Raw genomic sequence first — 19,187 nt, 5'->3', positions numbered from 1 at the left:
GAAAGGCGTGACAGCGTGAGCAAGACGGCAGCGCCCGCCTCAGTGGCGGATCAGATTCCGGCACAGCCTGGCCCGCCGTCCCTGCGGTGGCAGGCACGACGCCGGCGTCCGGGGGTGCTCGCCCTGGCTGCGGCACTGATCGCAGCCGGAGCGGTGGGCAACTACTGGTACTGGACGCAGAATGGCCAGCGCACCCCCGTCCTGGTGGTGGCCCGGGATGTGGCAGCAGGCACGGTGATCCAGGACGCGGACCTGGCGGAGGCTTCGGTGGCGCTGGATCCTGCGCTCAAGGCGATTGGGACCGGGCAGCGCACGCAGGTAGTCGGCAAGCGCGCCGCTGTCGCGCTACTGCCCGGTGCGCTGCTGGCTCCAGGTCAGATCACCAGCCGGACACTCGTGCACCAGGATGAGCAGTTGGTCGGGCTGAACCTGAAGCCGGGGCAGTTGCCGGACTCTCCGTTGAAACCGGAGGATCAGGTCCAGGTCGTGTTCACCGGCGACAGTACGGTCACAGCCTCGGGGAAGAACGGCAGGCCGGGCCAGGACGGCGGGCCTGTCACCGTGGATGCGCGGATCGTCCGTGTGGGCGCCAAGCAGGACAGCACAGGCCAGCAAGTAATCGACGTAGCGGTCAAGTCGGCGGACGGACCGCGGCTGGCAGCTCAGGCTGCGGCCGGGAATGTCGCGCTGGCTGTGAAGGCGGCGAGCGGGGCCGGTTCCTGATGGCCGTGATCGCTCTGGTGGGGGTTCCGGGGGCACCCGGGGTGACGTCAACGGCACTGGCGCTGCTGCGGATGTGGCCAGTGGAGCACGGCCGGCGGGTGCTGCTGGCCGAGTGCTGCCCGGACGGGGGCGCCGTGCTGGCGGGAGCGTTGCAGAGCAGGCTGACAGCCGACCGTGGTCTTCATAATCTGGCGGCCTCCCGCCGCACGGTCAGCCTGCAGGATGCTTTCTGGACCCAGCTCGTGCGGATTTCCGACGAGGACCGGCGTGATGACCCTGCCAGGATGCTGCTGCCCGGCCTGACCAGTCCCTCGGAGGCCGCCGGGCTCGCACCGGAGTGGGGGGCCATCGCGGATCTGTTCGTGGGGATCGACCGCATCGAGCAGCACGGTCACGACGTGCTGCTCGACCTCGGGCGCAACGGAGCCTTCGGTCCGGCCCGCGTCCTGGCCCAGCGGGCTGACCTGGTGCTGCTGGTGATGCGCAGTACCTTGCGCAGCCTGCACATGGCCTCCGCACGCGCCAGGATGCTCACTTCGCTGCTGGACGGCGAGGGCCGGCGCTCCGGACGTTTGGGAGTCCTGCTGATTACCGAGGGGCCCTACGCGGCACGTGAGGTGGAGGACCACTTGCAGGTACCGGTGGTGGCGAGCCTGCCGTTTCGGCCGCAGGAGGCCGCCGTGCTGTCCGATGGCGCCGCGGAGAACAAGCGGTTCCGTGAGAGCAGGCTGATGCGGGCCGTCCTGGACGCCTCGACCCCGATCCGGCAGCGGGTGGCCAGCCAGCGCGCCCGGGTCGCCTCGCCCCTGCACCAGCGAATGATGGGAGGCGCCGATGCACGCTGAACCGGTCTACAACGGCGAGCTCTACCCCTCGCGTCGGCCAGTGGCCCCGGCCGGAACGTCAACCCGGTCCGGCGGGCCGGCGGGCGCAGCCCTGCCGCGCATGGTGGGCCAGGGAGCGGTCCCGCAGGTGCGGATCGACTACCGGGCGGCGCAGGAGATCAAGCGGATCGTCGTTGAACAGCTGCTGAAAGAGAAGAAGAACGCCCCGTCGCTGACCGGGGAAGCGGAAGAGCAGCGTGGCCGCGCGCTGATCAATGAGCAGGTGGCGATCTGGTCGGACGCAACCGGCCGCGGCGGCGGATGTTCAGCGGTCGAGGAGGGGGAGGTGGCCGCGCTCGCCTTCGACATGTGCTTTCGGGCCGGGCGGCTGCAGCGCTATCTGGACGACGATCTGGTGGAGGACATCTGGATCGAGGGCCCGCACCGGGTGTTCCTCAAGTACAGCGACGATGCGGAAGCGGTCCAGGTCGCACCGGTCGCCGATTCCGAGGAAGAACTGCAAGAGCTCGTCAGAGACTTGATCCGGGCCAGTGGGCAGAGCGGCCGGACGTTTTCGACGTTCAGCCCGGATGTCGAGCTGCGGCTCAAGGACGGCTCCCGCGTCCAGGCCCTGGGCCCGCAGGTGACTGGCGAGTTCACGCACATCACCATCCGCCGTCACCGCATCCAGCACGCCGACTTGGACATGATGGTCCGCCTGGGCGCCCTCGACGAGCACATGGCCGACTTCCTGCGGGCCTGTGTCCGGGCGCGGCGCAACATCATGTTCGCCGGGGAGCAGTCCGCGGGAAAGACATCGATGCTGCGGGCGACGCTGCGGGAGATCCCTGCCCATGAGCGGTTCGGCACCCTCGAGACGACGTTCGAGCTGTGGGCCCACAAGAACGGCTATCACCAGCATGTGGTGCCGATGGAAGCCCGCGCGTCGAACGGCGAGCGGGTGGATGGCCGGGCGGCGGGCGAGATCACGCTGCTGGACTTGCTCAAGAGCGCGAAGCGCATGTCGCTGACCCGCGTCGTGGTCGGAGAGGTCCGTGGCCCGGAGATCACCGCGATGATGCAGGCGATGACGTCGGACAGGCCCGGCAACATGTGCACCATCCATGCCTCCGAGCCTGAAGCGATCTTCGACCGGATCGCGGAGCTGTACCTGCTGGCACAGTCAAACTTCACCCCAGAGCTGGCCTACCGTCAGATCGCCAACGGTCTGCACTTCGTGGTGTTCTTGTCGGTCGATGAATCCGGGCCCGTCAAGCGGCGCTTCGTCTCTCACATCTGGGAGATCAAGCCCGTGGGTCCGGACGGCCGCCCCACCTACAACGAGATCTACCGGCCGGCCAGCGAGTGGGACCAGCGGGCAGTGCCCTACGCCTCGCTGTCGGTCCGCAACCGGCAGAAGCTGGAGGCCGCCGGCCTGCGCGCGGACCTGGTGGCGCAGCCTTCTGGCTGGCCGCACGAGGTGGGCGCATGATCACCGGATGGTGGTGGGCGCTGTCCGGGGCGCTGCTCGGCGGCGGTCTCGTCGCCCTGGTGGCCGGGCTGGCCGGTACGACTACGCCCAAGGGGCCCGGATTCTTGGTTGGTTGGCGCCAGCGGTCCCGGTCGGGGCGCACGTCCCGCACAGCGGCCCGCCGGCGTGCCTTGTTCGGCGCGGCGCTGGTGGCCGGGGTCGCGGTGTGGCTGGTGAGCGGGGTGCTCGTGGTCGCGTTGATCGCGGCGGCCGCGGTGGTGGGCGTGCCGTGGCTGACCGCGCCGGTGGCGGCGACCAAGGAGCGGATGGCCAAGCGGGATGCGCTCGCCGAGTGGACGCAGCGCCTGGCGGAGGTACTGCGCCTGGGCGTCGCGATCGAGCAGGCGTTGAAGACCAGCCGCCGTCATGCCCCCCAGGCACTGGAGTTGGAGATCGAGGAGCTGGTGGACAAGGTGGATGCCGGGTGGCCCCTCGGTGAGGCGGTGGACGACTTCGGGCACGCGCTGGATGACCCGACCGCGGACAAGGTGTGTGCCGCGCTGAGGCTGTCGGTCACCGACCCAGGGCCGGGGCTCGCGCAGGCGATGCAGGACATGTCCGCTTCCCTGCGGGACGAGGTGAGTGCGCGTCAGAAAATTGAGGCGGAGCGGGAGAAGTCCCGCACCGTCGTGCGCACGCTCACCTTCATCACCCTGGCTCTGGTGCCGCTGGGCTTCACCGTCCCCCAGATCACCAATGTCTTCACCACGCTGCTCGGCCAGCTGGTCCTGGGGCTGCTCTCGGCGGCGTTCGTCGCCGTGCTGGTGTGGTCGCGCAGTTACGCCACCCGCGGCCGCACCGCCCGGGTCCTGGTTCCGGACGCGCGCAGCCCCGTCAAGGCCGCTGTCCGGGTGGAGGCCTCACGGTGACGACCACAGTGGTCGTGGTGCTCTTCGGCTGCCTGATCGGCGCGGGCCTGGCCCTGGTGGTGCGGGAACTCGCCCCCGCGCCGCCCAAGTTGGGTCCGGCCCTCAAGCGCCTCAGCCCACCCGCCCCCACGGCCGGAACCGCCCTGCCCGAACGGCGTGCGGACAACGTCATGGGCGCGTGGCTGGTGGCCCGGATCCCGGCGCCGCTCCCCCGGGCCGACCTGGACCTGCTGAACCAGCCGGTCGAACAGTTCCTGCTGAACAAGGTGCTGCTCGCCTTCGTCGGGCTGGTCCTGCCATGCGTGCTGAGCGCAGCGTGGATCCTGCTCGGCATCACGCTGCCCCTGTTCGTGCCCGCGGTGGCCGGCGTGCTGGCCGCCTTCGTCCTGTGGTTCGTGCCCGACCTCATGGTGCGCCGCGATGCGGGCCGCGCACGGGAGGAGTTCACCCACGCCGTCACCGTCTACCTTGAGCTGGTCGCCCTGCGCCTGGCCTCCAACATCGCCGTCGACCAGGCTCTGGAGGAAGCAGCCCGGGTGGGCAGCAGCTGGTCGTTCGTGCGTCTGCAGGAAGCCCTGCTGCGCGCCCGGATGGAGAGGGCCTCTGCCTGGCAGGTCCTCGAGGGCCTCGGTGCCCAGCTGAGGATCCCCGTCCTGCGGGACGTCGCGGACTTCGCCCAGATGTCCGGCAAGGACGGCGCCTCCATCTACGCACCCGTCCGGGCCCGTGCCAAGAGCACCCGCGATGAGCAACTGGCCACGGCCGTGGCCAAGGCAAACGCCGACAGCGAGAAGATGCACATTCCCGGCGCCGTGATGTGTGTCCTCATCATGTGCCTGCTCGGCTTCCCCGTGGTGCTGAAACTGTTCGCGCTGTCCTGAACGCAGGGCCAACTCAGCCCGCCGTTCCCCATCGTGTAAGGAGAAAAGGCCGTGAAGGACGCCTACTTGAAGGCCAGCATCGGCCTGTCGCTGCTGGCGGGCAAGGCTCGCGCCCACATCGCTGACGTGTACGAGGAGATGAGCGAGCGCGGTGAGCGCGGCGACAACCCGGTCGTGACGGTGCTGTTGTGGGTTGCGGGTATCGGCATCGCCCTCAGCATCGTCGCGGCGCTGGTCGCGCTCGGCACGAAGGCGTCCACCAAGGTGGACAACGTGGACCTCGACGGCAAGTGAACGCATCCCGCCTGCCCTGGGGTTCGGACCGGGGCTCGAACCCGATCCAGATGGCCGTCATCTACCCCTTCGTGATCATCCTGATCCTCATCCTTCTGCAGGGAATCATGTGGGCCTATGCCCGTAACGTCGCCTACAGCTCCGCCCGGGCCGGCGTGGCAGCAGGGCGGCTGTACGGTGCCACCCCCGGCGAAGGTGCAGTCAAGGCGAAGCGCGTACTCGACGATGTGGGCTCCAGCCTGCTCACCGACCGGGCGGTTTCCACCGACGGCAGTACACCCGAGCGGCTGCGGGTCCGCGTCGATGCACGGGCCCTGTCGATGATTCCGGGCATACCGGGGATCCATGTCCAGGCCACCGTGTCCGGGCCCATCGAACGGTGGACCACGGCGGGAGCACCGTGATGACCCTTGCACCCCGGCCAGGGCGCCCGGCGGACGAGGGCAGCGTCGCCGTCGAAGCCGCCATCATCGTCCCGGTCCTGATCGTGCTCGTGCTGCTGTTCGTCGCCGGCGCCCGTCTCTCCCTGGCCGGGCAGAAGACGGACGCTGCCGCCCAGGCCGCCGCCCGCACCGCGTCCCTGGCGCGAACTCCCGCCGCCGCAGGCACTGATGCCAAGACCGCGGCCGCCGACGCGCTCGCCTCCAGTGGCCAGGTCTGCGGCCACACCAATGTCCAGGCTCAGGTGGAGGGCCTTGCCGTGCCGGTCGGGCAGGTGGCCACGGTGACAGTCACCGTGTCCTGCACCGTGCCGATCGGTGACCTGGTCCTCATCGGCGGCGGGCCCGGCATGCGCACCGTCCGCTCCACCTTCACCTCAATCGTCGACGCCTATCGGGGGCGCGCATGAACCCCATCCTGCGGCGCCGCGCACCGGCTGGAGCCTCCCGGTGGGATGACCGCGGCGCCGTGCCGGTCTTCGTCGCCCTCGTCATCGGACCCCTCCTCCTGTTGTGCGGGCTGCTCACCATCGACGCGTTCGGGGTTCTGCGCGCCAAACAGCACGCCGACGATCTCTCCGTGGAGGCGGCACGTGCCGCCCAACAGGCCATCGACCCCGCTCAGGCGATCCCCGGCAAGGCCTTCGTCGCCGACCCCGCCGGCGCCCCGGCAGCCGCCCGGATCTACCTCGCCAAGACCGGAGACACCGGAGTCGTCCACGTCACCGACAGCGGGCGCACCGTCACGGTCACCGTCACCGGCCGCTACCCCGGCGTGTTCTGGCCCAAGACATTCCTGGTACACGCCACCAGCTCGGCCACCCTGCTCCACGGCATCACCCAACCGGACCGATAGGGACTGCACATGGCCCTCCCCCGCCCTGTTCGCCGTCAGCGCACGCTGTCCGCCGCCCTGCGCGCCCTGGCCGCGCTCCTTGCGCTGGCAGCCCTCCTCGCAGGCCTGCCCTGGCTGCTGTGGCAGGCCACCGCCGCGCTTCTACCCGGCGGTCTGGACGGGCTGCGTCACCTGTTCACCCGCACCGACACCACCAGCGTGGCACTGCTGGCCGTCGCCATCATCGGCTGGACCGGCTGGCTGTCCTTCGTCATCTCGCTCCTCGTGGAGATCCCAGCCCGGCTCAGGGGCCGCACCACGCCCCAACTGCCAGGACTGCACCTGAGCCAGCGCGCCGCGGCCACACTGGTGGGCAGCATCCTGGTACTGCTGCCCACCAGTACCGCCCTGGCCGCCCCAGCCACCGCGCACGCCGTCACGGCCGCCCGTCTACCCGGCCAGGCCACCCCCGCAGCCACCGCACCTTCCACCGGGCCTGCACCCTCCGCAGCACCAACCGCCGACACCTCCCAGGCGCCCACGGCCCAGTACACCTACACCGTGCGTGCGGTGCGTCCCGCGGAGAGCCTGTGGAGCATCGCCGAACACCTCACCGGCCACGGCGAGCTCTACACCAAGATCGCCACCGCGAACGAGGGCCGCACCATGGCCGACGGCACGACCTTTCGCACCAACGCTCCCGTCCAGCCCGGCTGGGTCCTGGAGTTGCCCGCCGACTTGCCGCTACTCGATCCCGCCCTCCACACCCAGACCGCGCAGACCGCGCAGACTGCCCCCGCTAATCCGGCGGGCGCGCCGCACCGCGACACCGTCCGCGCCGGCGACAGTCTCTGGACGATCGCTGAACGCGAGTACCACGACGGCGCGCGCTACCAGGAGATCTTCGACGCGAACCGGAACAAGTCCCAACCCACCGGCGGTTCCCTGACCCACCCCGACGAACTCGAAGTGGGCTGGAGCCTCGACATCCCCGCGGCCGCCGCGCCCGGAGGCCCCGGGGACACTGCTGCACCGCCCGCCAAAGACAACCCGGCTCCCGCCGTGCCGGCCCCCGTCCCGCCGCACGACACCCCCCGGCCGCAGGCCCCTTCTGCCGCACCCACAGTCCCGACCACCCCACCAACTCAGAAGGCCCCCTCCGCTCCAGCACCTGCCACTGCCTCCACCAGCAGTCCAGCCACCTCGCCCCCCTCCACGGGCCCCTCCAACCCGGCAACTCCCCCGGCCGCCCAGCCCGACCCCGCAGCACACCAGCCCATCCAGCTCACCACCGTGGCCGGAGCCCTCACGCTCCTGGCCGCCGCCGTCACCGGTGCCCTCACGCTGCGCCGCACCCTCCAACAGCGGCGCCGCGCACCCGGCGAAACGATCGCCATCGCCGAGGAAACCTCGCGAGCCGCAGCCCAACTGTCCCAAGCCGCCACGCCCACCCTCGTCGACGAACTCGACGTCGCGCTACGCACCCTGGCCCACCACGCCCAGGCCGACAACCTCCCACTCCCAGTGATCCAGGCCGCCCGCCTCAGCGAACAAGACATCGAGGTTCTGCCAGACACTACGGACCACGCCCCCCAACGCCCCTTCGTGCAAGGAGCGGACGGCTGGTGGGCGCTGCCCACCGGCGCGGCACTGCTCAGCGCTGACGAGGCCGCGTCCGTCGCGGCCCCCTACCCGCTACTGACCACCATCGGCGCCGCCGCAGACAACAGCGTTGTGCTCCTGAACCTGGCCCACTCGCGCGCTGTCCTCCTGGAGGGGACCGCGGAACACATCAGGGAAACATGCACCTCCATCGCGCTGGAACTCGGGATGAGCCCCTGGGCCGAGCATGTGGAGATCGTGACACTCGGGTTCGGTGACGAACTGCCACACCTGCTGCCCACCACGCGCATCGCGCACAAGCGCGAGCCCGCCCACGCCATGCGCGACCTCGGCGACTGGATGCTCACCGCCTACCAACAAGCCGAAGATGCCGCACAGCCCTACCTCCTGCTGTGTGCCACAGACCTGGACAGCGACACCGCCTGGCAGCTCGCCGAAGCCCTCGACAAATCCGGCGACCTCCCGGTGGCCCTGGTCGCATCCGCCGCCCGAACCAGACACCACTTCCCCGACGCCGAGCTCCTCGACGCCTCCTCCTCCGAGCTCCAGGAGATGGACACCCTCGGGCCGATCCGGCTCCAGCGCCTCGACGACGAGGCCTTCCAGCAAATCGCAACCGAACTCCGGATCTCCGGTCAGCCCCCCACCCCCGCCGAAGGTGCCTGGCAGAACGTGCCGACCGAACCCGACCCCGCCACACCTGCGTCTGCCGAGACGGACTCCCCCTCCGCCGCCCCGGACACCGAGGCCGCGCAGCAGGCCCCTGCCCCCACCGGCCTCGGAGCGTATCCCGCACTGGTGAGCGCCGGCACCGACCCCACCGCCCTCCACCTCGTGCCCCTAGAACCCTTGGCGGCCAGGCCCCAGAACGCCGACGTCTCCGACCCCGAGCCGGGATCCGATCCGGCTCCCTCCACGGTGAATGCCGCACCGGCTGCGGAAGACGAAGAAGGCGACCGCGATCCGAACGCGCCCGAGATCAGCGTCCTTGGCCCCGTACACGTCGCCGGCCTCTCCAGCTCCGGCCACGGCCCGCGCACCGCCCAGCTCGCCGCCCTGCTGTTCTTCAAGCCGGGCCGCAGCGCCGACACCCTCTGCGTCGAAATGGACCCCCTCAACCCCTGGTCGAAGAAGACCCTCGACTCCCGGTTGGGTGATCTCCGCCGGGGGTTCGGCGACGACGCCCACGGCAACCCCTACGTACCGCGCCGCACCGCCCGCGACGACCCCTATGGCCTCTCCCCCCACGTGCGCTGCGACTGGACCCGGTTCACACAGCTCGCCGAACGGGCCCTGGCAGGCGGACCCGCCTGCGTGGGTGACCTGGAACGCGCCCTCCGCCTGGTCCGCGGCAGGCCCTTCGGCCACAACCCCCTGCCCTGGGCGCTGCCGCACCAGCAGGAGATGAGCACCCGGATCGTCGACGTCGCCCACACCATCGCCACCTGGCGACTGGCCCCCGGCCCCCATCACAACCTCGCCGCCGCCCGGCAGGCAGTCGTCACCGGACTCGAAGTGGACGAGGGGGCAGAGCTCATTTATCGCGCGTGGCTGCGCATCGAGCATGCCGCGGGAAACCGCCCCGGCCTCCTCACCGCCTCCACCCGCGTCCAGCAGATCAGCCGGCACAACCGCATCCCCCTGGACCCCGAGACCGAACACCTCATCGACAGCCTTCTCGGAGCAGGTCAGCGTGCACAGGGGTTCTAGGACAACCGGGAACGTCCGGCGGCCACAAGCCGGCACGCTGGCGCCCTCGACGGACGGTGGGGAGCGCCAGTGCGCAGCGAGCGGGTACGCAGCCCGAACCATCGGTACGCAGTCGCGCGTGCGCCGTACTCGTCCGGCCGGCCAGGACCTGCGCAGTCTTCCAACGACCCCTGATCCAGATATCGAGGCCTTGCGCAGGTCCGCTGCCCACGGGAGCTGCGGCGCCTGTGCCATCAGCGCAACCCGCGAGGCCGGCCGGTGCACATGCTCGTGACCTTCTCCACCGCCTACGGTGCTCTTGCCGGTCTGCTTCTGCCACGCGCCGTGTACAAGCTGGCCGTACCCGCAAACGAAAGCTGGCGGTCGCGCTGCCCAGCCGGACACCCAGCCCAGGCATGGCTCGGACTCCCCCACTGCAAGCCTTGCTCCACCGAGAAGCAGAACCGCCTAGGCACCCGGGGCTGGTACGGGCCCTCCACCCCAGTCGCCGCACTGATCACCGCCGTGGTGTGCGGCGTTCTGGCCTACAGAACAGGGCCCCGTCCCGAGCTGGCCATCTGGCTGCTCCTCACACCGATCCTGGTCCTGCTTGCTTGGGTCGACGCCAGCGTGCACCGGCTGCCCGATGTCCTGACCCTGCCCCTCACAGCCGCCACCCTGCCCCTGCTCGGTACCACAGTCCCCTTCCCGAACGCAGGCGGATCCTGGCCGACCGCACTCAGCGGCGCTCTCGCCCTCGGGGGCGGATACTTCATGCTGTTCCTGATCAGTCCCAGGAGCCTGGGATTCGGCGACGTCAAACTCGCCGTCACGCTCGGCGCCATACTCGGCTGGCACGGCTGGCCCACACTCGCCCTCGGCGCCATCACCGGCCAACTCCTCGCCGCCGCCTACGGCCTGGGACTGATAGCCCTGCGCAAAGCCCACCCGAAAACCGCCATCCCCTACGGCCCATTCCTGATCGGCGGCAGCCTGGCGGCGATGATCGCGCGATAACAATCCCACGCCGCACGGACGGTGACCGCTCACCGGAAACAGCGGGAAAACCTCTCCCGCGACACCGCGACCAACCCACCGAACCGCTGCCATCATGCAACGGACCCCACCCAGCGTTAAGGGCGTTGCGGCCCTGGCGCAGTACAAGGCCCGTACGGGCTCTGTGACGGTCCCCAGGGCCCACGTAGAGCCGTTGCCGGACGAGACGGAGGCCAAGCTCGGGGTATTCCTGTCCAACTCCAAGAGCCGCCGGGCCAAGCTGACCGTCGACAAGCTCGCCGCGCTCGCCCGCCTCGGCCTGGAGTGGGCAACCGCGGAAGGAGCGATGTGATGAGCGCAGCGGAGGAACAGCGGGTGCAGGACGCCGTGTGGCGGCACGCCCTCAACAAAGGCCTTCGCGGAGGCGGAGGATGTCACCTCGGCCGTGCTGTCCGACCCCCGGGGTGCAGGAAGTTCGGGACCGGGTGGAGGCGGCGGAGACGGAGCTCGGCGGACGACAAGCTGCCGCATCCTGCTTCAGACGGACCGTTGCGATCCATATCCGCTGAGTGATCTACTTCATTCTCCACAGCGTCGTTGGGGGGACCGTGCGAACAGAAACCTGCGCCGTTGAAACGGCTGAGGCCGGTCAACTGCGGAGCAGGAGCGCCGGTGTCGCTTGCGCCTGCTGACGGGGGGCGTCGAAGCCGGCGCGGCTTTCTGTACCAGGATGCGGTCACGCTCCTGGACTGCCTTGACATGTTTGACGGCCATTGGACTGAGGTCTCCTGGGAAGACCTGGAAGACATCCTTTGCTACCGCGGCACCGTGCCCGTCTACAGACAGGTCAAAACGGTCGAAGGGCCCGGCAAGAGCCATAGCGTTGCGCGAGTCTGCCAGCCCGACTCAACCAAGAGCCGTGAGAACCGGACGCCTGAGACGAGCTATCTCGGGAAACTTTTCATCGGAAAACCACTCCCTGAGGACACCCGGTTCACGTTGATCGTGAACGAGACGCCAGCAGCCGATCTGTATGAGTTCGCCTGTGAGCGTGGCGGGACGAGGGCGCCCGTGAGTGCTACGGTGCGGCAGAAGATCATCGATAAGCTCGACGGACTCAGCCTGCCCGATCTGCGAGACGTCGGCTGGTGCGTCGACCGCCTGGACGTACTGATCGAGGCACGCACGAGCGATCAGGTCGAAGACGAAGCACGGCGACGCCTGACCCCGATGGTCAAGAGCTACCTGGGCCAGGAACCCTTGGTCGCCGAGGTGGATGAGGTGCTGAAGTGGCTGGTATCAGTTCACATCGGTCGGAAGGCCGCGGAACTGCGGCCCGTACGACACAGCGCTGAGGACTTCCAAGGCCTGTTCGAGGACGCAGTTCAGCGGGTCACGGGGCAGCGTCACGACGGTGGGATGGAGCGGCTCTTGACGCTCCAGGAGAAGCTTCGGCCAGCAGGTGTTCTGGCAGAAGAAGCTGATCGACAGCATGAGGCCATGCTCGCGTTCCGCCGGCACCAGCGCGGCAGTCTGGGCATCGAGAAGCAGCGCCTTGCCGATCTATCGGACAAGATCTACGCCATCTGCCAAGTCACCGCCATGCAGCGACGCGGCGGGCTGATCGGAGCAGGAGAGCCGGCCTACCGGGAGACTTTCCTCGCCGTCTGCAACCTGCCCGAAGTCGCGTCGAATGAGGTGCCGCTCCATCAGGCCCTCGCTGTCCTGAGCGACATCACTGCGCGCTGCCAGAACAGGTACGAAGATGCCTCATAAGATCGGCAGCCGTGTCGTGCCGCCGCCGCACAGGGCGTGGGATCCGGACGACTCCGTGGACTTTCACGCCTCCCGCCTCCTGCTACTCATCCACCTGTGCGGCAAGAAGCCGGGCCCGTACATCGAAGGACGAACGAAGTTCGCGAAGCTCGACTTCTTCCTGCGGTACCCAGGGTTTCTTGAACGTGCACACGCGTTCCTCCCGCAGACGGCAGGGCAGAGTCACGCCTTCGTCGCAGCGGACTCCCAAGAGGTCGAGGCACCGATGGTGCGGTACCGGTACGGCCTCTGGGATCACCGCTACCGGCAGTTCCTGTTCTTCCTCACTGCCCGCGACCTGGTCACCATCACGGTCAGCCACAACCCGGAGCGGGTGAAGCTGCGTCCCTCCGGAAGGGCAGCCGCAGCTCGCCTGGCCGAGATGGAGCAGTTCCAGCCTCTGGTCCGTCGGTGCGAGGCCATGCAGGGCAACCTCGCTGCGATGTCGGGGACCGACTTGAAGAACCTCATCTACGACATGTTTCCAGACGAGGTCGGCGACGCACCATTCCACCGAGAGATTCGCCCATGACCCATGGCACGAGCCTTGAGCGCGGCCTGCGCATCTCCAAGGTGCGGCTCATCCGCGGGGGTGGAGAATTCGACGCGTACGACTTCGCCTCCGGCATGCTCAACATCCTCCACGGTGTTCGCAACAGCTCCAAGACCACGACCTTGCGGGTCATCGACTACTGCCTGGGCGACCGCGACAACGTGACGAAGGCCCTGGGGGCTGCCGTCGCCGACGGCTATGCGGCTGTCACGACGGAGCTCAGGATCGACGGCCAGCCCTATGAGCTCTCCCGGTCCTGGGCTCACGGATCCATGGGCAAGGTCACCATCAACAACGAGGAGATCACAGCAACCGAGTTCTCGGACTGGATCCTCGAAGTACTGGGATGGCCGAACGTTCACATCCCGCTTGGACTCAACCCGGCGACTGCCCCAGGGCTGACGCCTTTGTCGTTCCGCAACACCCTGCGGCACATCCACCGCAACGAGAAATCCTGGATCAGTTTCGCGAACAAGGAGCACGAGTACGTCCGGCGTGCGGTCACCAGCCAGCTCCTGGGATTCGTTCGGCCTCGTGCTACCGATGCGAGGGGCCAGTTCGATCTCGCGCAAGCCACACGCAGCCTGAACGAGGCCGAAGCGGTCGACCGCGAGGTGCAGCAGAGCACCGGTCAGGCCGTCTCAGCGATCTGCGACAGCATGCAGCTGCCCTCAACCCGCTCCATGGCACAGGTTGCCGAAGCACGGCGCACCGTCACGGCGGCGCTCGAAGCCGCGCGCCGCCGCAAGCAAGAGCTGACTATGCAGATTCAGAGCACCACTCACGAAGAGAGAGCGGACACAAACCTTCCCGCAGGCTACGACGCCTCCTTGACCACCCGCTACGCCGGCATCACCCGAGACCTGAAGCTGGCCACAGACAATGTCGCCGCACTGGAGCAGCTTCACGAGGAACACAGTCGATCAGCTGAGACCGTGCGCGGCGAGATCGGCCGGATGGAGCGGCTGAGCGCGTCCGTTGGGATCTTCGGAAGCCTTCCAGTCCGTTTGTGCCCCGCATGCGAGCAGGACATCGACCCAGCCCGATATCACGCCCATGATTCCTGCTACGTCTGCTACCAGCCCGTCAATGAAGACCAGCGGCAGCGGCGAGCACAGGTTGAGATCAGGTCTCTGAAGTCGGAGCTGACCGACCTAGACGATGTCGTCACTCGCACCCTGGCCGACCTCAGCGCAGCCCGAACCCTGCAGGAGGAGTTCCAGGGCAACCAAGCCGATCTCGCCCAGCAGTTAAACGACAAGCGGGCAGCGCAGCTCGCCCCCTTCGTTACCGCCCTGGAGGAACTAGCCGCCCAAATCGCACGGCTAGAGCACAAGCTGACGGCGTTCCCGGCCATCGAAGCCATCTTTCAGCGCCGCGACCAGGCGCGCGCGGCCCTGACGGCCGCACAGCAGGTCGTCAACGAACTCGGCAGCGAGCCTGCACCACCCGCGCACGCGGGCGCATCGCCGGTGGTGCGGTGCTCGGCGTTCGCAGATCGGATGAACAAGTTCCTGGAGGAGTTCCGGGGAGACGCGTGGTTGGACCGCGACGTGTCCATCCGACACTCCGACCTGACCTTCTACGTCGGTACGCGCCCGTGGGACCAAGCCCTGGGAGCCGAAGCGACGGTGCTGTTCTTCCTTGCCTACAGCTACGCGACACTCTTCCTTGATCGCGACCTGGACAAGGAATGCGCCTTTCCCGGCCTGCTCCTTCTCGATAACCCGTACCAGCAGGGGATCGACGAGAACGTCGTGCGCCGCGTGCTGCACAAGCTCGCACAGGCCGCTCGCGACACCGGCACTCAAGTCATCAGCACCCAGGCACACCCGCCGCATGCAGACTCGAAAACCACCCGGGTGATCCCCATGCCGCGGGTGTACGCCGCCCCGTAAGCGGCCGATGTACCTTGCCAATCCACGAGATAGAAGCATGTGCCAATGTCAGAATCAGGAGCAGACGGCTTCGCCGCAGATGTCTTCGTTCCCGCACAACATGACCCGGCCTACCGGCAGCTCGTACGGCGCCCTATGCCCTACAGCAGGATCGAAGCGTTCGCCCGGCTGTATACGCCGGCTGGCATACAGCAACGGGTCTGCCGCAAACACTCCAGACAGCGAGTTGGCTTCCTGAACTGAAATGCTGCCGGCGTCTGGGTGAGCAACCTCGCTGGCCTCGTATCGACCTGGCATGTTCACTGCCCTTCACGGGATTGCGCGGAGGGCGGGAGCGCCAGGTCAAGCAGGGCATTGAGGGTGCGGCTGTCGATTGTGCTGTCGAGGTTGAGGGAGCGTCGTAGAAGGTCTCCGACGTCTTTGGGGTCGAGGTCGAAGCGCATGCGGGCGTCCAGACAGATTTCGCCGAAGAGTGCGGGGGTGTGTTGGGGTTCGCGCTGGATGTACCAGTCGATGAGGTGCACGACATCGCCGCGGATGTCGCCCAGAAGGGCGGGCGTGGGTGCGTCGGAGTCGGCAACGTCCCGGGCGAATCCCCCGAGGACCGCCTCGACGATGGTGGTGCGGACGGCAGCAATAGGGATGAAGCCGTCGGTGCCGTCGTTGATGGCGACTGCCGGCCACCAGGCCAGGTGCGCTGCCTGCTCCTCGTGATTCGGCGTGCTGCTGCGGGTGAAGAGGCGGTTCTTCTTGCCGTCTGCGGTGGCGTCTTGGAGGCTGTCGATGATGATCGTCGTGAGGCGGTTGTGGTCGTCGACCAGGCCCTGCGGCTGGTCGGTGCCGAACCTTGTTGTGGCGGAGAGCAGCTTCTCCGGACCGTGGACTCGGTGGTATTGCTCGGCCCAGTCTCGGGCGACCGGCCGGGACCAGCGTGGCCCCTCATCGCTCTCGGCCTGGGGCGGGGGCAAGTCCCTGCGCCCGTACTTCGGATGCGGCAGGTCCTTCGGTGTGAGTTCGGCGATCTGCGCCAGGCCGGCGCGGTCGACGAAGTGCCCGGGGTCGAGTTCTGGTGCCTGGATGTCGACGACGCACTGGTCGAGCAGTCGGGAAGCGGGCTTGCGGTGGGAGGCCCACAGGGCGAGGTGCTCCCGCCAGTGAGGCAGCGGTCCTTCCGCTGCAGTGAAGTGGGCGATCTTCTCCACCCGCGCGGTGTGCGATGTCGCCGGTCGGGCCAGGAAGTCGAGGGCGGTGACGGCGCCCGCCACCGGCCGCGCTACGTATCCCTCGTAGGCGCGGTCCACGATCTACTGAGGCCGGTACCAGTCGGCCCCGTCCCACCAGTAACCGCCATGCCGGTAGAGGAACCCGTTGTGCCCGTACATCCATTCGTGGTGCAGACCACTCAAGTCTCTGTCACGGATCAGGAGGACAGTCCGCCCATGCTCAGGGTGTTGGTGGACCGCCCAGGCGAAGACACGGTTCTTAGTCTCGGTGGTGAACGCCACCCATCCCCCGCCAGGCAGCCGGTCCGCGCGCCCCCACAAGCCCTCACCCTGATTACGGCCGGTCCGCTCGATCGCATCAGGATTGTCCAGGAGTAGCCGCTCATCATTGATGAACGGCAGTCCAGGGACCGGGTGATCGGTGCGTAACCCGTTGGCAACCGGTTGGATCATGCTCACGAAAGTGCCCTCCCCTGCGCCTCGCGGGCCATCAGGGCGGATCACCCCGGCACGCCCGCTCCTCCCCACGGCGGGACTCCTTGCCCTGCACCATCCGAAATGCTGCCGGGTATCGGTCGCGCCATCTGCTCTCCCGATTCTGACCGCACTGAGTGGGCGCGTCCGACGAATCACTCAACCCACGCTCCGGGAGCCGGTCTGCGGTCATCGTGTCGCGATCTCTCCCATATGGGGGTGCTTCGTTTTGCTGGGTTCGACGTCAGGCAATGAGGTGGTTGCGGTCTGTCGCTGCGGGGGCTTCTCGTGGGTGCGGGCCGAGGGGCACGGGTTGGGGGCGGGGCGCGTGGTGGCTTCCAGCCGGGCGGTGATCTGCCGGGCGAAGTCGGGTCCGGGCATGGGCAGGTCCATGTCCGGCTGGCGGAGGTATCCGACGGCGACGGCAGTGGGGATGTAGGACATGAGGTCCGCGACTGCGGCCGTGCGGGGACGGACGGTCTGCTTCGCGAGATGCCGCAGGACGCGGAGAATGGTGGTGGTCGAGTTGGTGACGCGGTGGTTGTCCGCATGCCATGCCGCGCTGGGGCGGGGCGCTGGGGGCTCTGTGTCGCCTGTGGGTGTGTCATCTGTCTGGCGGTGCCACCAGGTAGCGGCCTCGCGTTCCCCAAGTGCGAGGTGGTGGAGGTAGAGGCAGTAGGCGGCGGCCGCCTGTCCGGCGCCGGCCGCGTACTCCCACCAGAAACGGGCCCCGTCGTTGGTATCGGTCAGTTGCAGGACACAGGCCAAGACCAGCGCGCTGCGGGGCTCGGGAATCTGGTCGGTGACGAAGGTGGCGACGTCGCAGGCGGGTGTGCGCGCGACCAGGGTTTCGCACAGTGCGCGCAGGTCTTCCGCGGCACTGTCGGGGTCGCCGGCTTTCGCCGACGGGGCGTCGGCGGAGTGGGCTGCGGGTGCGGTGGGCGGGACGACGTCGCGAGGCACGGCACGGTCGCGGACCAGCAGGGCCCGGGAGAGGAGTTCTTCGATGCGGGTCATTCGGTTTTCCCTTCGGTCTCCGGCAGTGGGCGCAGAGAGCTCTCTTCATCGCTCTGCTCGGTCTCCGGCGGGCACAGGATGCTCTCAAGGAAGCGAACGGCGTGACGTTCGTCGGAGCGCACAGTGGCCCGCGAGACACCCAGCAGTGCCGAGGTCTGTTCCTCGCAGTGGCCGCACAGACTGCGCAGCACCATCACGTCGAGCTGGTGGTCGGGAAGCCGGCTCATCGCGTTGAAAAGCTCCATGGTTTCGGCGATCTGCTCCACGTGGTCCCCTTCGGGCAGGGACCGCAGGATCACGGTGTCGAACGCCGCGTCGCCGAACTGCGGCCGGCCGTCGAGATGCGGGGTCTTGGCCAGGACGGTGGCGCGCAGGACCTCCCAGGCGAAGTGGCGCAGGTCCGGGCTGGCGAGCGCGTCGTTCCAGCACAGCCAGAGGATGTTGAAGGTGTCGGAGACGGCGCATCGGGTCTGGTCATCGCTGAGGAAGACCTGGGCGTAGCCGGTGTAGTCGTCGCCGACCAGTTCGCGGAAGGCGAGGTGATCCATAGGCGGAGGGGTCGGGGCGGTCCTGAGGGTGGCGTCCTCGGTGCACCGCTCCACCCAGGCGTTGGTCTTGTGTGCTTCGAACGCGGCCTGGCGCCAAAGCCGGTAGAGCGGCCAGCTGGGCAGGTCCAGTTCCTTGGACAGGCCGTTCACGACCTCCCACCGGGGATACAGGCCGCTCCCGCGCAGGAGTTCGGAGAGTTTGGACTTCGCGAACATGATCCTCACGCTGAGCTCGCTCAGAGTCCGCCCGCTGCCCAGATACCTCTCGCGGACCGGCTCCAGCCACGCGCGGTGCGCGCTCCCGACGCTGTCTGTGATCGGGCCGAGTTTCCGGCCTGGACGCCCCGGCACTGGTCGCTCCGACGGTGACTCAGGAGTCTCGAAGGGCGTCGTCACGGGGCGCCCTCCTCATCCGGGACCGGCGTCACACGGCGTCCGGAGGCTGGGGTGTTGTGCGCGCGGACCGCGGTGACGACCTGCTGCACCGCCAGCGCCAGGGCCGGCGCGGCGGTCGCGATCGCCGCAGCCTGGCCGAGCGCGGCCATCACCACGCTCCAGGCGAACACCGTCGCAGCGATGATCACGAGCTGCTTTCGTTCCATACAGACGCACCTTTGCGTGAGTATCGGTTTGGCCTCGGGCCCCGCAGCCCATCCGGGCAGCCACGGGTCACCAGCAGACGGGTGCCATGCCGCGTTGCTGGAGAGGTCAACCAGCATGACCACAAGGGGAGTTGTCACACCATGCGATCAAGAAATCACGGAACAATGACTGTCGCGGACAGCCACGGGACTAACACGGATGGGCCGCCAGGGGACAGAAACGCACGATCCCGCCCGCCTCCCGGGTGAAGTTCCCGGTTCTCCTTGAAATTTCAGAGCGAGCCCCCGCCAATGGGACATAGACGCCATCGGTGTCGGCCTTCCATCCGGAAGGGCCCGCCCCCGTGCCGCA

19 protein-coding genes and 1 pseudogene are annotated in these 19,187 nt (G+C 68.3%); 15 read left to right on the top strand and 5 right to left on the bottom strand.

Translation table 11 applies throughout. From position 1 onward, the window contains the following. The first annotated feature begins 15 nt into the window (after positions 1-15). The 15 genes and pseudogenes from ACFYZA_RS36820 (at position 16) to ACFYZA_RS36750 (ending at position 14,971) form a co-directional block, all read left to right on the top strand. Positions 16-723 (top strand): SAF domain-containing protein, encoded by a 708-nt coding sequence (locus ACFYZA_RS36820; RefSeq protein WP_388494745.1) that lies wholly within the window; start codon positions 16-18, stop codon positions 721-723. Continuing rightward, entirely contained in the window at positions 723-1,568 is an 846-nt protein-coding gene (locus ACFYZA_RS36815; protein WP_388494744.1) for a hypothetical protein, read from the top strand. The genes ACFYZA_RS36820 and ACFYZA_RS36815 overlap by 1 nt, the downstream gene beginning before the upstream one ends. Beyond that, entirely contained in the window at positions 1,558-3,039 is a 1,482-nt protein-coding gene (locus ACFYZA_RS36810) for a CpaF family protein (protein ID WP_388494743.1), read from the top strand. The genes ACFYZA_RS36815 and ACFYZA_RS36810 overlap by 11 nt, the downstream gene beginning before the upstream one ends. Further along, complete coding sequence (locus ACFYZA_RS36805; RefSeq protein WP_388494742.1) at positions 3,036-3,947, top strand: type II secretion system F family protein; 912 nt, start codon at positions 3,036-3,038, stop codon at positions 3,945-3,947. Before ACFYZA_RS36810 ends, ACFYZA_RS36805 begins: the two co-directional genes overlap by 4 nt. Beyond that, entirely contained in the window at positions 3,944-4,828 is an 885-nt protein-coding gene (locus ACFYZA_RS36800; protein ID WP_388494741.1) for a hypothetical protein, read from the top strand. The genes ACFYZA_RS36805 and ACFYZA_RS36800 overlap by 4 nt, the downstream gene beginning before the upstream one ends. 51 nt (positions 4,829-4,879) lie before the next feature. Next, complete coding sequence (locus ACFYZA_RS36795; RefSeq protein WP_388494740.1) at positions 4,880-5,122, top strand: hypothetical protein; 243 nt, start codon at positions 4,880-4,882, stop codon at positions 5,120-5,122. Positions 5,123-5,172: 50 nt separating this feature from the next. Next, the gene (locus ACFYZA_RS36790; protein ID WP_388494739.1) at positions 5,173-5,526 is read left to right on the top strand and encodes a pilus assembly protein; all 354 of its coding nucleotides are present in this window, start codon (positions 5,173-5,175) and stop codon (positions 5,524-5,526) included. Beyond that, positions 5,526-5,972, top strand: coding sequence for a TadE/TadG family type IV pilus assembly protein (locus tag ACFYZA_RS36785; protein ID WP_388494738.1), 447 nt, complete (start codon positions 5,526-5,528; stop codon positions 5,970-5,972). The genes ACFYZA_RS36790 and ACFYZA_RS36785 overlap by 1 nt, the downstream gene beginning before the upstream one ends. Then, positions 5,969-6,418, top strand: coding sequence for a hypothetical protein (locus tag ACFYZA_RS36780; protein WP_388494737.1), 450 nt, complete (start codon positions 5,969-5,971; stop codon positions 6,416-6,418). The genes ACFYZA_RS36785 and ACFYZA_RS36780 overlap by 4 nt, the downstream gene beginning before the upstream one ends. Before the next feature lie 9 nt (positions 6,419-6,427). Then, a complete protein-coding gene (locus ACFYZA_RS36775; RefSeq protein WP_388494736.1) occupies positions 6,428-9,730 on the top strand; it encodes a LysM peptidoglycan-binding domain-containing protein in 3,303 nt (1,100 codons plus the stop codon). 264 nt (positions 9,731-9,994) lie between these two features. Then, a complete protein-coding gene (locus ACFYZA_RS36770) occupies positions 9,995-10,726 on the top strand; it encodes a prepilin peptidase (protein WP_388494782.1) in 732 nt (243 codons plus the stop codon). Between the two features lie 118 nt (positions 10,727-10,844). After that, positions 10,845-11,057, top strand: a pseudogene (locus ACFYZA_RS36765) (helicase associated domain-containing protein); the annotation flags it as partial. A 320-nt stretch (positions 11,058-11,377) separates the two neighbouring features. Then, positions 11,378-12,481, top strand: a complete 1,104-nt coding sequence (locus ACFYZA_RS36760) for a dsDNA nuclease domain-containing protein (protein ID WP_388494735.1) — start codon at positions 11,378-11,380, stop codon at positions 12,479-12,481. Beyond that, the gene (locus tag ACFYZA_RS36755; protein WP_388494734.1) at positions 12,471-13,052 is read left to right on the top strand and encodes a hypothetical protein; all 582 of its coding nucleotides are present in this window, start codon (positions 12,471-12,473) and stop codon (positions 13,050-13,052) included. Before ACFYZA_RS36760 ends, ACFYZA_RS36755 begins: the two co-directional genes overlap by 11 nt. After that, positions 13,049-14,971: a hypothetical protein gene (locus tag ACFYZA_RS36750; RefSeq protein WP_388494733.1), complete on the top strand. Its 1,923-nt coding sequence runs from the start codon at positions 13,049-13,051 to the stop codon at positions 14,969-14,971. The genes ACFYZA_RS36755 and ACFYZA_RS36750 overlap by 4 nt, the downstream gene beginning before the upstream one ends. Positions 14,972-15,270: 299 nt before the next feature. Here the strand turns inward: ACFYZA_RS36750 and ACFYZA_RS36745 are convergent, their stop codons facing one another. The 5 genes from ACFYZA_RS36745 to ACFYZA_RS36725 all read right to left on the bottom strand — a co-directional run bounded on the left by ACFYZA_RS36745 (position 15,271) and on the right by ACFYZA_RS36725 (position 18,835). Further along, on the bottom strand, positions 15,271-16,272 hold the full coding sequence (locus ACFYZA_RS36745; protein WP_388494732.1) for a hypothetical protein: 1,002 nt from the start codon (positions 16,270-16,272) through the stop codon (positions 15,271-15,273). 3 nt (positions 16,273-16,275) lie between these two features. Next, positions 16,276-16,653: a hypothetical protein gene (locus tag ACFYZA_RS36740; protein ID WP_388494731.1), complete on the bottom strand. Its 378-nt coding sequence runs from the start codon at positions 16,651-16,653 to the stop codon at positions 16,276-16,278. A gap of 204 nt (positions 16,654-16,857) precedes the next feature. Next, a complete protein-coding gene (locus tag ACFYZA_RS36735) occupies positions 16,858-17,685 on the bottom strand; it encodes a hypothetical protein (protein ID WP_388494730.1) in 828 nt (275 codons plus the stop codon). Continuing rightward, positions 17,682-18,449: a sigma-70 family RNA polymerase sigma factor gene (locus tag ACFYZA_RS36730; protein ID WP_388494729.1), complete on the bottom strand. Its 768-nt coding sequence runs from the start codon at positions 18,447-18,449 to the stop codon at positions 17,682-17,684. The genes ACFYZA_RS36735 and ACFYZA_RS36730 overlap by 4 nt, the downstream gene beginning before the upstream one ends. 176 nt (positions 18,450-18,625) lie before the next feature. After that, on the bottom strand, positions 18,626-18,835 hold the full coding sequence (locus ACFYZA_RS36725) for a hypothetical protein (RefSeq protein WP_376498499.1): 210 nt from the start codon (positions 18,833-18,835) through the stop codon (positions 18,626-18,628). Positions 18,836-19,187 lie beyond the last annotated feature (352 nt).

This window comes from Streptomyces sp. NPDC001828 (assembly GCF_042892175.1).
Taxonomy (GTDB): domain Bacteria; phylum Actinomycetota; class Actinomycetes; order Streptomycetales; family Streptomycetaceae; genus Streptomyces.
The sequence above is the reverse complement of the archived record's forward strand: the minus strand, read 5'-3'. Positions and strand labels throughout refer to the sequence as shown.

What these genes read in the sequence shown, in the direction of transcription:
- ACFYZA_RS36750 (WP_388494733.1), top strand. Translation starts at nt 13,049, where the DNA reads ATGACCCATGGCACGAGCCTTGAGCGCGGCCTGCGCATCTCCAAGGTG.
- ACFYZA_RS36755 (WP_388494734.1), top strand. Translation starts at nt 12,471, where the DNA reads ATGCCTCATAAGATCGGCAGCCGTGTCGTGCCGCCGCCGCACAGGGCG.
- ACFYZA_RS36780 (WP_388494737.1), top strand. Translation starts at nt 5,969, where the DNA reads ATGAACCCCATCCTGCGGCGCCGCGCACCGGCTGGAGCCTCCCGGTGG.
- ACFYZA_RS36775 (WP_388494736.1), top strand. Translation starts at nt 6,428, where the DNA reads ATGGCCCTCCCCCGCCCTGTTCGCCGTCAGCGCACGCTGTCCGCCGCC.
- ACFYZA_RS36815 (WP_388494744.1), top strand. Translation starts at nt 723, where the DNA reads ATGGCCGTGATCGCTCTGGTGGGGGTTCCGGGGGCACCCGGGGTGACG.
- ACFYZA_RS36735 (WP_388494730.1), bottom strand. Translation starts at nt 17,685, where the DNA reads ATGACCCGCATCGAAGAACTCCTCTCCCGGGCCCTGCTGGTCCGCGAC.
- ACFYZA_RS36770 (WP_388494782.1), top strand. Translation starts at nt 9,995, where the DNA reads ATGCTCGTGACCTTCTCCACCGCCTACGGTGCTCTTGCCGGTCTGCTT.
- ACFYZA_RS36790 (WP_388494739.1), top strand. Translation starts at nt 5,173, where the DNA reads ATGGCCGTCATCTACCCCTTCGTGATCATCCTGATCCTCATCCTTCTG.
- ACFYZA_RS36810 (WP_388494743.1), top strand. Translation starts at nt 1,558, where the DNA reads ATGCACGCTGAACCGGTCTACAACGGCGAGCTCTACCCCTCGCGTCGG.
- ACFYZA_RS36785 (WP_388494738.1), top strand. Translation starts at nt 5,526, where the DNA reads ATGACCCTTGCACCCCGGCCAGGGCGCCCGGCGGACGAGGGCAGCGTC.
- ACFYZA_RS36725 (WP_376498499.1), bottom strand. Translation starts at nt 18,835, where the DNA reads ATGGAACGAAAGCAGCTCGTGATCATCGCTGCGACGGTGTTCGCCTGG.
- ACFYZA_RS36805 (WP_388494742.1), top strand. Translation starts at nt 3,036, where the DNA reads ATGATCACCGGATGGTGGTGGGCGCTGTCCGGGGCGCTGCTCGGCGGC.
- ACFYZA_RS36730 (WP_388494729.1), bottom strand. Translation starts at nt 18,449, where the DNA reads ATGTTCGCGAAGTCCAAACTCTCCGAACTCCTGCGCGGGAGCGGCCTG.